Genomic DNA, 13,077 nt, shown 5'->3' with positions numbered 1-13,077 from the left:
CATTCGGCCCTTCCTTATCCGCGCATATTGTGGTCATTTCGCCGCCGCGCGCTATGCGCTGCGTGCATAGTATGACGAATTCGGAAGGACTTGTGGATGTCGACAGCGGATATTGGCCTTATCGGCCTTGCAGTGATGGGGTCCAATCTTGCCCTCAACATCGCCGAAAAGGGGTACACCGTCGCCGTTCACAACCGGTCGCCCGGGCGTATCGATGAATTCGTTGCCGAGGCCAAGGAACAGGGCCTCGATGGCAAGACCATTCCGAAATATGACCTGGCCGACTTCGTCCAGACGGTAAAGGCGCCGCGCTCGATCATCATCATGGTCAAGGCCGGCAAGCCGGTCGACGACATGATCGAGCAGTTGCTGCCCCATCTCGAGCCTGGCGACGCTATCATCGAATGCGGCAACTCGCTGTTCACCGACACGCAGCGCCGCTTCGACTATCTCAAGCCCAAGAATATCGGCTATCTCGGCGTCGGTGTTTCCGGTGGTGAAGAGGGCGCTCGCCATGGCCCCTCGATCATGGTCGGCGGCTCCAAGGAGCAGTGGCACAATGCCGAAGCGGTACTGACCGCCATCGCCGCTAAGTTCAATGGCGAAAGCTGCTGCGCTTATCTCGGCGAAGGCGGCGCCGGCCACTTCGTCAAGACCATCCACAACGGCATCGAATATGGCGACATGCAGATGATCGCCGAAGTCTATGGCGTGATGCGCGACGGCCTGGGCATGACGGCCAAGGAATGCGCCGCCGTGTTCAAGAAGTGGAACGAGGGTCCGCTCAACTCCTACCTCATTGAGATCACCGGCCATGTGCTGGATGCGGTCGATGCCGAAAGCGGCAAGCCGCTGGTCGATCTGATCCTCGACAAGGCCGGCCAGAAGGGCACTGGCGTGTGGTCCGCCATCGCCGCCCAGCAAATGGGGGTGCCGGCCACAGCCATCGAAGGCGCCGTGGCGGCTCGCTCGATTTCTTCGCGCAAGGATGAACGCGTCGCGGCCGAGGCCATCTATGGCAAGCCGAACCGCGCCAAGACCGATGTGACGCTCGAAGACCTGGAAAAGGCGCTGCTCGCCGGCAAGATCGTCTCCTATGCCCAGGGCTTTGCCGTCATCGCCAAGGCATCGGAAGAGAACGGCTGGGCACTGCCACTGGCCACCATTGCCAAGATCTGGCGCGCCGGCTGCATTATCCGCTCCCGCTTCCTTGATCAGATGAGCTCGGCCTATGCCAAGGGCGAAGCGACCAATCTTCTGGTGGTGCCCGATTTCGTCACCATCATGAAGGACAGCCATCCGAGCCTGCGCAAGGTGGTGGCCGCTGCCGCCGTCGGCGAATTCCCGATGATCTGTCTCTCGGCCGCACTGAGCTATTTCGACAGCTATCGTCAGGCCCAGGGCACTGCCAATCTGATCCAGGGTCAGCGCGACTTCTTCGGCGCACACGGCTTCGAGATCGTCGGCCGCGGCACCGACCTGCACGGCACCTGGCCGAGCACTTTGGGCAAGTAAGCGACCGCTTTCGCACTTCTGTCACTGGCCCGCGCAAGCGGGGCCTTTTGTTTGCGCTATCTAGAGCGTTTCAAACTGAGGTGAACTCAGGGCGCTTTCGCCTCCCTCCCCCTTGAGGGGAGGGAATGTGGGTGGGGGTCCATCAGTGGCCCACTCAACCACCCCCCACCCCGGCCCTCCCCCTCATGGGGGGAGGGGGCGATGGAGCCGCGTCAACCAGAACGTGAAACGCTCTAGAGTGCGCGAAACATCACATAGGCGTCCACGAAACCATGCACCGGGTGCTCGAAGGCGCCGGGCAGGGTGCCGACAATGGTGAAGCCGAGTTTCTGCCACAGCGCTACAGCGCCTTCATTGGTCGACACGACGTGATTGAACTGCATGGCGCGGAAACCGCGTTCACGAGCTCTGGTGAGCGAGTGGGTGCACATGGCGCTGGCCACGCCTTTTCCGCGCGCTGACTCTGAGGTGACGTAACCGCAATTGGCCACGTGGGCGCCACCACCGTGCCGGTTGGCCATAAGGTAATAGGTGCCCACCACCTTGCCGTCGATTTCGGCAACGAACACTTCGTGTCCAGGCATCATCCAGAAACTGTGGATGCCGGCTTCATCAAGGTCCCGGTCCACGGCATAGGTCTCGCCCGCGGCGAAGACGGGATGGAGCATGGCGAGGATCGCCGGCCAGTCGGCGTCAGTAGCGGCGCGAATTGTCGTCGTCATTCCCAGTCTCCAATGGCGCATTGCGGACCTGTCCGGGCGGGGGCATCTCGGGCACATGCGGGTGATCGGCGACGCTCGGACGACGCCCCAGCTCGAAGCGGAACGAGGCGATGGCAAAGATCAGGACGGCTATCACCACGGCTATTCCGCAGGCTATGAACGGCGCGCCGGGGAAGTAATGGCCCGAGCTCGGGGCGGCGGAATAATATGAAAAGATCTGCGTTGCCGCGAGCGGGCCGATAATGGTGGCTAGCGAGCTTGCCGCGTTCACCGCGCCCTGCAATTCCCCCTGGCTGTTGTCGGGCACCTGACGAGAGAGCAGGCCATTGATGGCTGGTGGGGCCAGGCCGCTGACCGTGCCGACGGCAATGAACAGGTAGAGCTGGTAGACATCGGCTGAAAAGGCGATGCCGGCAAAGGCGATTGCCGCCGCCGCGAGGCCGATTATGCCGACCGCCGGTTCACCCAGGCCCTTCGACAGGGGCCCGGCCAAAACCGCCTGGCTGAACGCAAAGCCGATGCCGAAGGCCCCCAGCGTGCGCCCGATATTGGACGAGGAGAAGCTAAACACCTCGACGGTGAAATAGCTGAAGATCGTCGGCAGCGCCTGCGTGGCCAGCTGCAGGAAGAACAGCACGGCCAGGAGCCAGAGCACCGAGGAATATTGCCGCAGCGCCACGACCGCGCCCAGCGGGTTGGCGCGGCGAATGTCGAACTTGCGGCGCGACGCCTTGGGCAGACTTTCGGGGAGGACGAGCAGGCCGAACAGAAAATTGGCGAAGGCAAGAGCTGCGGCGGCGTAGAAGGGCACCCGCGGCCCCAATTCGCCCAATTCGCCACCGATCACCGGACCGATGATGAAGCCCAGGCCGAAGGCGGCACCGATCAGGCCGAAGCGGTGGGTGCGCTTATGCGGCGGGGTGATGTCGGCCATATAGGCCGTGGCCGTTGCCAATGCCGCGCCGGCAATGCCGGCAATGATGCGGCCGATGAACAGGTACCAGACAAAAGGGGCGATCGACATCATGAGATAGTCGAAGGTCAGTCCCAGCAGAGACAATAGCAGCACCGGCCTGCGCCCGAACCGATCGGAGAGATTGCCGAGCACGGGAGAGAACACGAACTGCATGAAGGCATAGGCGAAAACCAGGTAGCCGCCGATAACGGCCGCATCGGCCACGCTGCCGCCAGTCAAATCCTCGAGCAGTTCAGGCAGCACCGGCACGATGATGCCGACGCCGATCATGTCGAGCAGGACCGTGATGAGAATGCAGGTGAGCGTCAGTCGGGAGCGTGTCGCAGATGGCATGCGGTGGTTCAAACCCTTCTGTCTATCCCGGCCGATGGCCCATGTCGCAATTGACACGGGCGCGCGCCGCGAAGCAAGGGCGAAGCCCTTCAGTTGATCGGGCCGGCCTCACACCAGCCCGGCGTCATAGTCATAAATCCAGCCGAGGCGTTTCAGATGCCCCCGCGGTCCCTGCGATGTCATCACAAGGTTACGGGCCATGCTGAGCGGCCATTTCATGTGGAAAATTCGGCCATTGCTGGCCGAGAGGGCAGCCACGCGGCGCACTCTCGCCTGTCGCTCCGTCACATAGCTGGCCAGCGCACTGTTGGCGTCTTCGGCGGCGCCATTGGCGAGCAAGCGTGCCAGGACGGCAGCATCCTCGATGCCCATGGCCGCGCCCTGCGCCTGGAACGGCACCATGGCATGGGCGGCGTCGCCGAGCAGGCCGATATTGCCCTTGTGCCAGGTGGGCGTGTCGACCGTGAACAGGGGCCAGGGCGTCCAGCGGTTGCCGGCGGCGGCGATGATGGCGCCGGCACGCTTGCCGGGCCTGGCTGGCCTTGGTTGTCCGCTGGGTTTGTCCGGCGTATCGCCAGGCATGAACAGTGCCAGGTTGACCTGCCCGCGATGGGGCATCGGATAACAGACAAGGTGGAAGCCGCTGCCGAAAAACACCGAGACATGATCGATGGCCAGATAGTCGGCGACATCGCCGGCAGGCACCAGCGTCCGCCAGGCCAGTCGCCGGCCAAAACGCGCTGCGGGGCCGTCGAGCAGCGTCTGGCGCGTCTGCGAATGCACACCGTCGGCGCCAAGAAAAGCCAGGCCGCGAGTCGTGCGGGTCTGTCCGCTGGCTTCCTCGACCGAAACTGTGACCCCACGGTCCTGGGCGTCTACAGTCCAGCCGCGTACGCCGAACAGGATGTCGATATTGGCGAAGCGCCGGCACGCCTTGTAGAGCAGGCCGGCGAGATCGGCGCGATGCATGACGGCATAGGGCGATCCGAATCGCTCCCGCATCAATGTGCCGAGCTCCATGCTCACGGCGGGCGCCAAGCTGCCCTGCGGATAAACATCCAGCGCAGTGGGCTCGAGGCTGACTTGGTCGATGGCGTCGCTGAGGCCGAGCTGGTTCAGCACCAGCCGGGCATTCGGACTGATCTGCAGGCCGGCACCAAACTCCTGCACGCCCGGACTGCGTTCCAGGACGAGAACGCTTGCGCCGAACTTGGCAAGGGCCAGAGCCAGCGTCATGCCGGAAATGCCGGCACCGGCAATGATGTAATTGCGGCCCGTGGCGGGCATGGGACTACTCAGGCGGCGTGGGCCTCGAAAATGGCCGACGGGGGATTTGCATGCCCGGCGCCCAGTTCGGCCTTATAGATATAAAGGGTCGAGCAATAGGGGCAGACAATCTCGTCGCCCTTGCCCATGTCCAGGAAGATGTGCGGGTGGTCGAAGGGCGGCAGGGCGCCGATGCACTGGAACTCCTTGGACCCAATCTCAATGCTGCGCAGACCTTGGGTGTTGTGGAAGTGCGGTGTGGTGCCGTGGGCCATGGTCGGACCTGGATAAGGGTTTGATTTGGCGCGACCATAGCCAAGGCGAGGCGCGAAGAAAAGGGAAAGCTAATTCTTCTTTGTCGCACCGACTGCGGTGCCGATTTTGCGCTCGGCGGAACCGGAGGGGGCCGTCACACCTTCCGGGAACCAGCCGATCGCGCGGATCAGAATGGAAAAATAGCTCTTGTCGATCTGCGGCGGCTGTAGGGCGAAGGTCGCCGTATCGCAGGTGCGATAGCAGGCCTTGAGATAGTCGAGGGCCAATTGCGGTGGCATCTTGTCCAAGAAGAGTAGGGTGGTGCTGGCGGCCCCAACAATCGTGCCGATGGGTTGCAGCAGGGGTTGTTCATCCTTGGCAATAGCCACTTCCACCGTGTCGGCCTTTGCCAGCTCGGCATTGATGGTCGCGGCGAAATCAGCCAGCGACTGCGCCTCAACGCCATCGCCGTTTTCTGGTACGTCGCCAATCCGTATGTCGAGCGTGCCGCCCTGGTTCTTGCGAACGGTGAGTGGCGCCACCAGCTGGCCGGTCGCCTCGCATTGCTTGGTGATGTTGAGTGCATTTACCGAATTGGCGGTGAACAGCATGAATACCCGGAACTCGCTATCCGCGACGTCGCCAAGATAGAGCTTGTCCGTTCCGAGGTCCTTGCAGGTGCTGCGCACCAGATAGTCGGTGCCGTCGAGCTTTGCCACGATCTCCTGCAACGTCGCCGCCTGAGCTTGTATAACCAGAACCAGACTGAGCAGGGCGGTAATGCAGATGCGCATGTCGGACCTCATTAATGGCTCAGTGAGCTTTAAATGAGAATGGGCCGCGGCGCAATCGAATCTGGTCGTAGGAGGTCCGGATGGATAAGAGAGAGACCAAAGGAGCTTCAAATGCCGCGTTTCAAATCAGGTGATGTCGAGCTTGCCTATGAAGTCGCCGGGAACGGCCCGCCGGTGCTGTGCATCCACGGTTTCGCCTCGAGCGGCAAGGTGAACTGGATCGACACCGGCTGGGTCGAGACGCTCACCGGCGCAGGCTATCAGGCGATCACCCTCGACAATCGCGGGCATGGTCTATCGGACAAGCCGCATGATCCCGAGGATTACTATCCGGCGCAGATGGCGAATGATGCGCTTGCGCTGCTTGACCACCTTGGCATCGAGCGGGCGGCCGTGCTTGGCTATTCCATGGGCGCCCGCGTTGCGGCTTTCCTGACCTATGATCACCCGGATCGCGTCGTCGCCGCGATTTTCGGCGGCATGGGCATGAACCTCATCAATGGTCTCACCGACGGCAATGACATCATCGCCGGCCTGCGCGCGCCGAATCTGGCTGACCTCACGCATCCGACGGCGCGACAGTTCCGCATCTTTGCCGATCATACCGGGTCGGATCGCGAGGCACTGGCGGCCTGCATGGAAACCTCACGCCAGCCCATGGCGCGGGCCGATGTTCGGCGGATCGAAGTGCCGGTGCTGGTGGCAGTGGGTGAGGCGGACGAAATGGCAGGGTCGCCACAGCCGCTGGCCGAACTGCTGCCGCATGGCGAGGCTTTCGTTATTCCCAAGCGTGATCACATGCGTGCGACCGGTGACAGGGCGTTCAAGGCGGCAGCCCTGGAATTCCTGGGAAAGACATTCCCCGCTGTTGCGGTTTGAGGAACCAATCTCTGCTTGTAGCCTTTGAAACGGGAAACAATCTGGCATATATCCGTTGTCCCCGATAATGCGGAGATCGGCCCATGACCGGCATTGCCAAGAAGTCGCCCCAGATCCAGTCCGTTGATCCCGTCTGGGAAGCAGTGCGAGCCGGAGCGCAGGACATTCTGGATCGCGAGCCGTCGCTGGCCAATCTGGTGCTGGCCTCCATCCTCAATCACGATAGCTTTGAAGCGGCGCTTGCCCATCGCCTGGCTGCCCGACTCGATCATGAGGATGTTTCGGCGGACATCATCCGCCAGGCTTTTGCCGACATCGTGCGCGATCACCCCGAAATCGGCGAGGCTGCACGCGCCGATCTGGCCGCGACGCTGGAGCGTGATCCGGCCTGTCATCGCGCTGTTGAGCCGCTCCTCTATTTCAAGGGCTATCAGGCCATCCAGACCCACCGCTTTGCCCATGCCATGCATCGCGATGGCCGCGGCGATTTCGCGCTTTACCTGCAAAGCCGCTCGAGCCAGGTGTTCCAGGTGGATATCAATCCCGCCGTGGTGATGGGCAAGGGAATCATGCTCGACCACGGCACTGGTCTCGTCATCGGGGAAACCGCGGTGATCGGGGACAATGTGTCGATGCTGCAGAACGTTACCCTGGGCGGCACCGGCAAGTCCGACGAGGATCGTCACCCCAAGATCGGCAATGGCGTCCTGATTGGCGCCGGGGCCAAGGTACTGGGCAACATCAAGGTCGGTGATTGCTCGCGCATCGGCGCTGGCTCGGTCGTGCTCAAGGAAGTGCCTCCGCGCAGCACCGTTGCCGGCGTACCCGCCAAAGTGATCGGGGAGGCCGGATGTGCGCAGCCGGCGCTGGTGATGGACCAGATGGTGCTGGTTTACGATCAGAACGGCTGATCCCACTGCAAGGGTCGCGGCAGGGTTGTTCCCGATAAAATGCCCCGGAGCGGGGGTTGTCAGCGCCGAGGCAGTCACTAGATTGCCGCCTTACCCCAACAGCAGGACATTTGGACGTGAACCATCCCGAGATCATCAAGCTGCAGAAGTTTCTGCAGCGCACCTTCAACAATCGCAACATCGACGTGCGTCCGCGCGCCAAGCTGAACGACTCGGTCGAGGTCTTCGTTGGTGAAGAGTCGATCGGGCTGATCCATGTCGACGACGAAGACGGCGACAAGTCCTACATGTTCTCGATGTCGATCCTGGACATCGACCTCGACGATATCGACTGAGATCAACTGACGTTGCTGGCGATGACCCCTGGCGGGTCATTGCCCGAACCATCCGGAGGGAGCGGGCCTAAAGTGCCCCGATCTGGCCTAGCCAGCGCGCCATCTCCGGATCGAAGGCTCTCCAGGCGGCAAGAGCCGTCCTGTCGAAGGTAAAAATGGCCGCGAGGCCTCCCGGCAGATGCACGGTACGCAGACAGCGCCCTTCGCCCTGGTCAGTGACGGGAATTGCACATTTGGCCACGAAGGGCACCGGCGAAAGCGGGTCGTACCAGACGGTCTCGCCACTATAACCGTCGCTGGCAAGCAGAGGCTTGCCCACAAGGCCAGCATAGCCGCCGATCGTGCCCTCCCCGAATTGATGCAGATAGACCGTGTCGAGCAGCACGCTGCTGGCGCGCGCCTTGTTGCTGGGCAACAGGGTGACCTGCACCGGCAGGGCAGGTCCGTTCTCGAGCAGCTTGAGCTGGACCTCCAGGTCGACCTGGCTGGCAAAGCCGCTGCGCATCTGTTCCCCATAGCGGAACCAGCTGGCTGGGATAGTTAATTCCTGGCCACCGACGGTCTGCGTCAGGCTTTTCGAATCGTCGATGACGGGCGCCGTGATGTGGGTATTGCGCGCTGCCCGGTCGATTAAATAGGCAGCGCCGACGGCCGCCAGCAACAGCAAAAGTGCAATGCCCGCAAGGTTATAGGCGACATGGCTGCGACCCGCATAGGGCGCATCGGCCGATGAAGTGCTGTTGGTCATGGCCAGCGTTAACCAAGTTTTCCACGCGCAGGTGACAGGCCATAGGGCAGCCAATATGCTTAACAAAGAGTTAAGGCATTAAATCGGCTTTGCCGAAATCGTGGGGACGCATCGGATGACGCGAGAACTCTTGCTGGCTGCCTTGATCATGGGGGTAGGGTTGTGCATCTCAGGCGCCACGACTCACCTGTATCAATGGCTGGTGCGTCAGCCGGCGATGCTCCGTTACGATGGGCAGACTTTCGTGAGCTCGCTGGGGAATCTGGCGGTCAGCTTCGTGTGTGGGCCCTACATCATGCTGCAGATGGGCTGGCGCCATGAGGACGACGGCACGATCTCGATGGCATCGGTATTGTTCTCGGCCCTCGTCGCCTTTGGTTGGGCCTTCATCACCGGGCTGTTGTTCATGAGCGTCTATGTGGCAATCCGCTATTGAGCGCTTTTGCCAGCGCCGAATACAGCAAGGCCGGTCCGCTTGCGCGTGACCGGCCTTGCTCTTCGAACCCCTATCAGGGAAAGCTTGGGGCGGGGCTCGGAAACTCTCAGCGGGTGCTGGCCGCAATCACCATCGGGCGGGTATCGATCATGTCGACCCACTGGCCGGCATGGGCCTGCGACTGGCGCTTGATGAACTGGTAAGGCGTGTCGCTCCACAGGCGGATGGTGCCATCCTGGTTGTCGAGCACCAGGTCGCCACGATCGGTGCGGGCAATAAGCACGGCATGGCCATCGCCATTGGTCTGGCGGACCACGGCCACCATCAGCGTGCTGGGGTGCCAGCCGGCATTGATCAGGTCGCGCCGCTTGATCAGCGCGTAGTCCTCGCAATCCCCGTAGCCGCTGGTGGGATAGGTCCAGAACTCTTCCACGCCATAGAGCTCCATGTCGGTCGCCGGCTGGATCGTCTGGTTGTAATAGGCATTCACTGAAACCAGCTGCTGCCAATTGGTCTCGTTGAGCGGCATGGCCTCGACCACACCGTCATTGGGGCGGCACTCATTGGCGCGGCTCTTGCAGAATTCCAGGTGGCCAACGGGGATCGAGGTGGTCCCGGTCGCGGTTTGGATGAAGGCGACATTGGTAAGGTCGAGTGCCGCCGCCGGTGCAGCGCAGGCGATTGCCACGAAAGCGGCGATAAGTCCCGCCAGCACGCCCTTGTTGTTGATTGCCATAACGCGATCTCCCTGATGGAGACCACGTTAGAGAGGGGCCATTGCCCCGACCCGAAAACTGCGAGACAGTTTTTATGCGAATTTTATCGGTATTTTACAGGGGCTTGCAGGGTTGCATTAACCAACTGAGTCCAGCCCATCGCGGCACAATGCCGGCCTGCCTCTGGGCGCGTCAGTTCATCCGGAGGTTCTGCTGCACCACGGTCAGCATTTCCTGGGATGCGGCGAACTCGACCGCGACCCCATTCTGGAAATGGCGCACGACGCGGGCGCGCATGCGGCCCAGCGTCACCGGCGTGCCCATGGCCGGGCGAACGTCGAGCTCGATGGCCGCGCCAGAGAGCGAAATGTCGATGATCTTGCAGTTGTAGCGGCGGCCGTCATCGAGCACGATGGTCGAGTGGCGGATGTCGGGGACGACGCGCTCATGCCGGCGGTCTTCCGGCAGGTTGAGCAAATCCTTGTTGGCCAGCCAGGTCAGCTGGGCAGCCATCTTGTCGCGTTTGCGCGGCGAGGCGGCGATATCCATGACGAAGCCGCCATCGATCTGACCGATAATGGTGCCTTCGATGCGCCCGATATGATCGAGATAGGCGATGACGCGTTCGCCATTGATCCCCGAGACCGGGGCAATGACCACGGCATCGCCGGGCGACATGGACAGCACCTGGCAGGGGAATTCGCGGCGGTCGGCCAGCATGTAGCGGCCGAGAATCGACACCTTGACGCGCTGAAAACGCTCATCGTTCGCGCGAGGGCGAACGGCCACGATATCCGGCGAGGAGATGTCATCACTTAGCATGCGTCAACCGGTCCCAGCCTCGAGGGTTTTCCACAAGCAGGCTAAGCGATCTTGGTTAACGCATGGTGTTGGTGGTCAGCAGAACACGCGGAAAATGCCGCGCGTTCAATCAGTTCCGGCCGCCGTCGATGACCGCCAGGTGGGCATAGCGGCGGGCTGAGCGGCCATAGACCGTTGTCGGCATGGCCAAGGATGGGGCGCTGTGGGCGAAGCGCACGTCATTGACGACGCTGGAGGCGACCTCGCGCACGGTTTCCTCAGCAGGCACTTCATCCGGCCAGATCAGGCGCAGACCGGTGATCCGCTGCTCGAGGATCGGCTGCACCCCGAGCCAATAGGGCTCATCGAGTGCCGTCATCGCGCCCAGCACCCGCGTATGGGTGGTGCCATTATGGCGCAGCGGCATGAGGATGGCTTCGAAATTGGTCTTGGTGTGCAGGGCCGTGGTGCCCTGGAAGGTCACCAGCGCCACGGCATGATCTTCGGTCACGGCGCGGAGCAGGGTCTCCATGGCGTCGTTGTCGCGGTCGTGCCAGAGCGCCGAGAAGGAGCGACCCTTCAATTCGCGGCAATAGCTGGTGCACAGATGCGATCCGGCCAGGCGGAACGAGAAGCGGTCGGACTCGTCGAGTTCGAGAATAAAGGTGTTGGCAAGCGCCTCGCGGATGCGGGTCGGGTCGATGTCGCGGCGATCCGGCGCGCTGCGGGAGCCGCGAATCGTGTTCCAATAGGTATAGAGCGTCTTGGTGCTCGACATCTGCATCGTCTGGACCCGCCATTCCAAGCAGGGGAGGCGCTCACCCCCTGGGAGCGCGTCCGCCGCGTCCGAGACAATGGCAAAATGCCGACGCAAACGCCCGCTTAAAGAAAAGTTAAGGTTAACGCGGCTGCCCCAATGTGGAAAAGTTAACGCAAAGTGGCGCAGCACCTCAGGTTCAGGACTATTCGATGAGTGATCAGGGGCAAGGGCCCGCCAATCAGGGCTCTCCAGCGCGCGAGCCAATCTTTCTGCTTCCGGGCGCGGTGACCGTGCTTGCCGGCGTGCTCGTCGCGATTCACCTCGCATCAACCCTGGTTCTTAACCCCGAAGGCAAGCAGCAGCTGATTTTCTGGTTCGCGTTCCAGCCCGCCCGCATCTGGCTGGCGGCACAGGATATCGGCATCGCCATGCCGCTGATCTGGACGCCGTTTTCACACGCCTTCCTTCACGGCGGTTGGGACCACCTGCTGATCAATGTCGCCTGGTTGGCCATCTTCGCCACCCCGGTGGCGCGGCGATATGGGGCAGGGGCGATGCTGGTGATATTCCTGGTTTCGGCGGCGGCGGGTGCGGCAGCCTTTGCCGCCTTCACGCTGCGCGATGGGGTCTATCTCATTGGTGCATCCGGTGGCGTCGCGGGCCTGACCGGGGCGGCGACCCGCTTCATCTTCCAGCCGGTGCTGGTGGCGCGCCATCCCGAAACCGGCCAGCAGGTGATTCTTGGGCGCAAATTGGCGAGCATCGGCGAGGTCTTTACCAATCCAAGGTCGCGCTATTTCGCGCTGATATGGCTGATTTTGAACGCCGCCATTCCCTTCCTGCCATTGCTGACGGGCACCAGCCTGGGAATCGCCTGGCAGGCGCATCTGGGCGGTTTCATAGCCGGCATGCTGATGGTGGGGCTGTTCGAGCGGCCGGTGCCGCCGCCCGCGCCAGCGCCCTGACCGGTCAGTGGCCGTAAACTGCGTGCGGATCAAAGAGGCGCGGCATGCCGGTGTCTTCGAGCACCGCCGCGCCGTCCTTGATCGCGACGCGGCGATAGAAGCAGGATTTGCGGCCGGTGTGGCAGGCAGCGCCGCGGCCGGTCTGGCGCACGGCCATGACCAGGCAATCCTGGTCGCAATCGACGCGCATCTCCACCACTTCCTGCAATTCGCCCGAGGTCTCGCCCTTCTTCCAGATCGACTGGCGCGACCGCGACCAGTAATGGGCGATGCCGGTTTCGAGCGTGAGCGACAGCGTCTCGGCATTCATATGCGCGACCATCAGCACGGCATTGCTGCCCTCTTCGATGGTCACCACGGTCACCAGGCCATGCGCATCGAAGCGCGGCGCAAAGGCGGTACCTTCTTCGAGCGCAGCGTGGTCGAGTGATTTCGGATCGGCGAAAGCGATGGTCATTGCCGTGGCTCCGGTTGGCGTAAGCGGGCTTTAGCGTGGAAGCGGGATGAGGGGAAGGGGGAGGCGGGCTTCTGAAATGCCACCGCATTCACAGCACGTCACCCTCGGGCGTGACCCGAGGGCTCTTCACTTTCCCATGGCAAACTCCGCACAAGCCCCTCGGATCAAGCCCAAGGGTGATGCGCGGCGAGGGTATAAGGACCGTCCG

16 protein-coding genes are annotated in these 13,077 nt (G+C 62.4%); 6 read left to right on the top strand and 10 right to left on the bottom strand.

Annotation, left to right across the window (positions count from 1 at the left end):
* The first annotated feature begins 96 nt into the window (after window positions 1-96).
* Window positions 97-1,515: an NADP-dependent phosphogluconate dehydrogenase gene (gene gnd, locus BGO80_RS02230; RefSeq protein ID WP_286718755.1), complete on the top strand. Its 1,419-nt coding sequence runs from the start codon at window positions 97-99 to the stop codon at window positions 1,513-1,515.
* 233 nt (window positions 1,516-1,748) lie between these two features.
* Here the strand turns inward: gnd and BGO80_RS02225 are convergent, their stop codons facing one another.
* The 5 genes from BGO80_RS02225 to BGO80_RS02205 all read right to left on the bottom strand — a co-directional run bounded on the left by BGO80_RS02225 (window position 1,749) and on the right by BGO80_RS02205 (window position 5,861).
* Window positions 1,749-2,237 carry a GNAT family N-acetyltransferase gene (locus tag BGO80_RS02225; RefSeq protein WP_502686534.1) on the bottom strand — a complete coding sequence of 163 codons (489 nt, stop codon included), beginning with the start codon at window positions 2,235-2,237 and terminating at the stop codon, window positions 1,749-1,751.
* Window positions 2,209-3,546 carry an MFS transporter gene (locus BGO80_RS02220; RefSeq protein WP_126150183.1) on the bottom strand — a complete coding sequence of 446 codons (1,338 nt, stop codon included), beginning with the start codon at window positions 3,544-3,546 and terminating at the stop codon, window positions 2,209-2,211. Before BGO80_RS02220 ends, BGO80_RS02225 begins: the two co-directional genes overlap by 29 nt.
* Window positions 3,547-3,654: 108 nt before the next feature.
* A complete protein-coding gene (locus BGO80_RS02215) occupies window positions 3,655-4,833 on the bottom strand; it encodes an FAD-dependent monooxygenase (RefSeq protein WP_126150182.1) in 1,179 nt (392 codons plus the stop codon).
* A gap of 8 nt (window positions 4,834-4,841) precedes the next feature.
* Window positions 4,842-5,087, bottom strand: coding sequence for a zinc-finger domain-containing protein (locus tag BGO80_RS02210; protein WP_126150181.1), 246 nt, complete (start codon window positions 5,085-5,087; stop codon window positions 4,842-4,844).
* Between the two features lie 69 nt (window positions 5,088-5,156).
* Window positions 5,157-5,861, bottom strand: a complete 705-nt coding sequence (locus BGO80_RS02205) for a hypothetical protein (RefSeq protein ID WP_286718745.1) — start codon at window positions 5,859-5,861, stop codon at window positions 5,157-5,159.
* A gap of 111 nt (window positions 5,862-5,972) precedes the next feature.
* Between BGO80_RS02205 and BGO80_RS02200 the strand changes: the two genes are divergently transcribed.
* The 3 genes from BGO80_RS02200 to BGO80_RS02190 all read left to right on the top strand — a co-directional run bounded on the left by BGO80_RS02200 (window position 5,973) and on the right by BGO80_RS02190 (window position 7,986).
* Window positions 5,973-6,740 carry an alpha/beta fold hydrolase gene (locus BGO80_RS02200; protein ID WP_286718743.1) on the top strand — a complete coding sequence of 256 codons (768 nt, stop codon included), beginning with the start codon at window positions 5,973-5,975 and terminating at the stop codon, window positions 6,738-6,740.
* A gap of 83 nt (window positions 6,741-6,823) precedes the next feature.
* Window positions 6,824-7,651 carry a serine O-acetyltransferase gene (gene cysE / locus BGO80_RS02195; RefSeq protein ID WP_126150178.1) on the top strand — a complete coding sequence of 276 codons (828 nt, stop codon included), beginning with the start codon at window positions 6,824-6,826 and terminating at the stop codon, window positions 7,649-7,651.
* Window positions 7,652-7,767: 116 nt separating this feature from the next.
* The gene (locus tag BGO80_RS02190; protein ID WP_126150177.1) at window positions 7,768-7,986 is read left to right on the top strand and encodes a DUF3126 family protein; all 219 of its coding nucleotides are present in this window, start codon (window positions 7,768-7,770) and stop codon (window positions 7,984-7,986) included.
* Between the two features lie 67 nt (window positions 7,987-8,053).
* Here the strand turns inward: BGO80_RS02190 and BGO80_RS02185 are convergent, their stop codons facing one another.
* Window positions 8,054-8,734 (bottom strand): hypothetical protein, encoded by a 681-nt coding sequence (locus BGO80_RS02185; RefSeq protein ID WP_126150176.1) that lies wholly within the window; start codon window positions 8,732-8,734, stop codon window positions 8,054-8,056.
* A gap of 115 nt (window positions 8,735-8,849) precedes the next feature.
* Between BGO80_RS02185 and BGO80_RS02180 the strand changes: the two genes are divergently transcribed.
* Window positions 8,850-9,170: a DUF6949 family protein gene (locus BGO80_RS02180; RefSeq protein WP_126150175.1), complete on the top strand. Its 321-nt coding sequence runs from the start codon at window positions 8,850-8,852 to the stop codon at window positions 9,168-9,170.
* Between the two features lie 106 nt (window positions 9,171-9,276).
* Here BGO80_RS02180 and BGO80_RS02175 read toward each other — a convergent pair whose 3' ends face one another.
* From BGO80_RS02175 to BGO80_RS02165, 3 genes are all read right to left on the bottom strand, one after another.
* The gene (locus BGO80_RS02175; RefSeq protein ID WP_126150174.1) at window positions 9,277-9,906 is read right to left on the bottom strand and encodes a transglutaminase-like cysteine peptidase; all 630 of its coding nucleotides are present in this window, start codon (window positions 9,904-9,906) and stop codon (window positions 9,277-9,279) included.
* Window positions 9,907-10,078: 172 nt separating this feature from the next.
* On the bottom strand, window positions 10,079-10,708 hold the full coding sequence (locus tag BGO80_RS02170) for a PilZ domain-containing protein (protein ID WP_286718728.1): 630 nt from the start codon (window positions 10,706-10,708) through the stop codon (window positions 10,079-10,081).
* A 109-nt stretch (window positions 10,709-10,817) separates the two neighbouring features.
* Window positions 10,818-11,465 (bottom strand): PAS domain-containing protein, encoded by a 648-nt coding sequence (locus BGO80_RS02165; protein ID WP_286718725.1) that lies wholly within the window; start codon window positions 11,463-11,465, stop codon window positions 10,818-10,820.
* A 191-nt stretch (window positions 11,466-11,656) separates the two neighbouring features.
* Between BGO80_RS02165 and BGO80_RS02160 the strand changes: the two genes are divergently transcribed.
* The gene (locus tag BGO80_RS02160; RefSeq protein ID WP_286718723.1) at window positions 11,657-12,412 is read left to right on the top strand and encodes a rhomboid family intramembrane serine protease; all 756 of its coding nucleotides are present in this window, start codon (window positions 11,657-11,659) and stop codon (window positions 12,410-12,412) included.
* A 4-nt stretch (window positions 12,413-12,416) separates the two neighbouring features.
* Here BGO80_RS02160 and hisI read toward each other — a convergent pair whose 3' ends face one another.
* The gene (gene hisI / locus BGO80_RS02155; protein WP_126150170.1) at window positions 12,417-12,869 is read right to left on the bottom strand and encodes a phosphoribosyl-AMP cyclohydrolase; all 453 of its coding nucleotides are present in this window, start codon (window positions 12,867-12,869) and stop codon (window positions 12,417-12,419) included.
* Window positions 12,870-13,077 lie beyond the last annotated feature (208 nt).

Origin of the sequence: Devosia sp. 63-57 (genome assembly GCF_001899045.1) — a bacterium.
Classification (GTDB): domain Bacteria; phylum Pseudomonadota; class Alphaproteobacteria; order Rhizobiales; family Devosiaceae; genus Devosia; species Devosia equisanguinis.
Note: the sequence above shows the minus strand (reverse complement) of the source record. Positions and strands in the feature narration are given on the sequence as shown.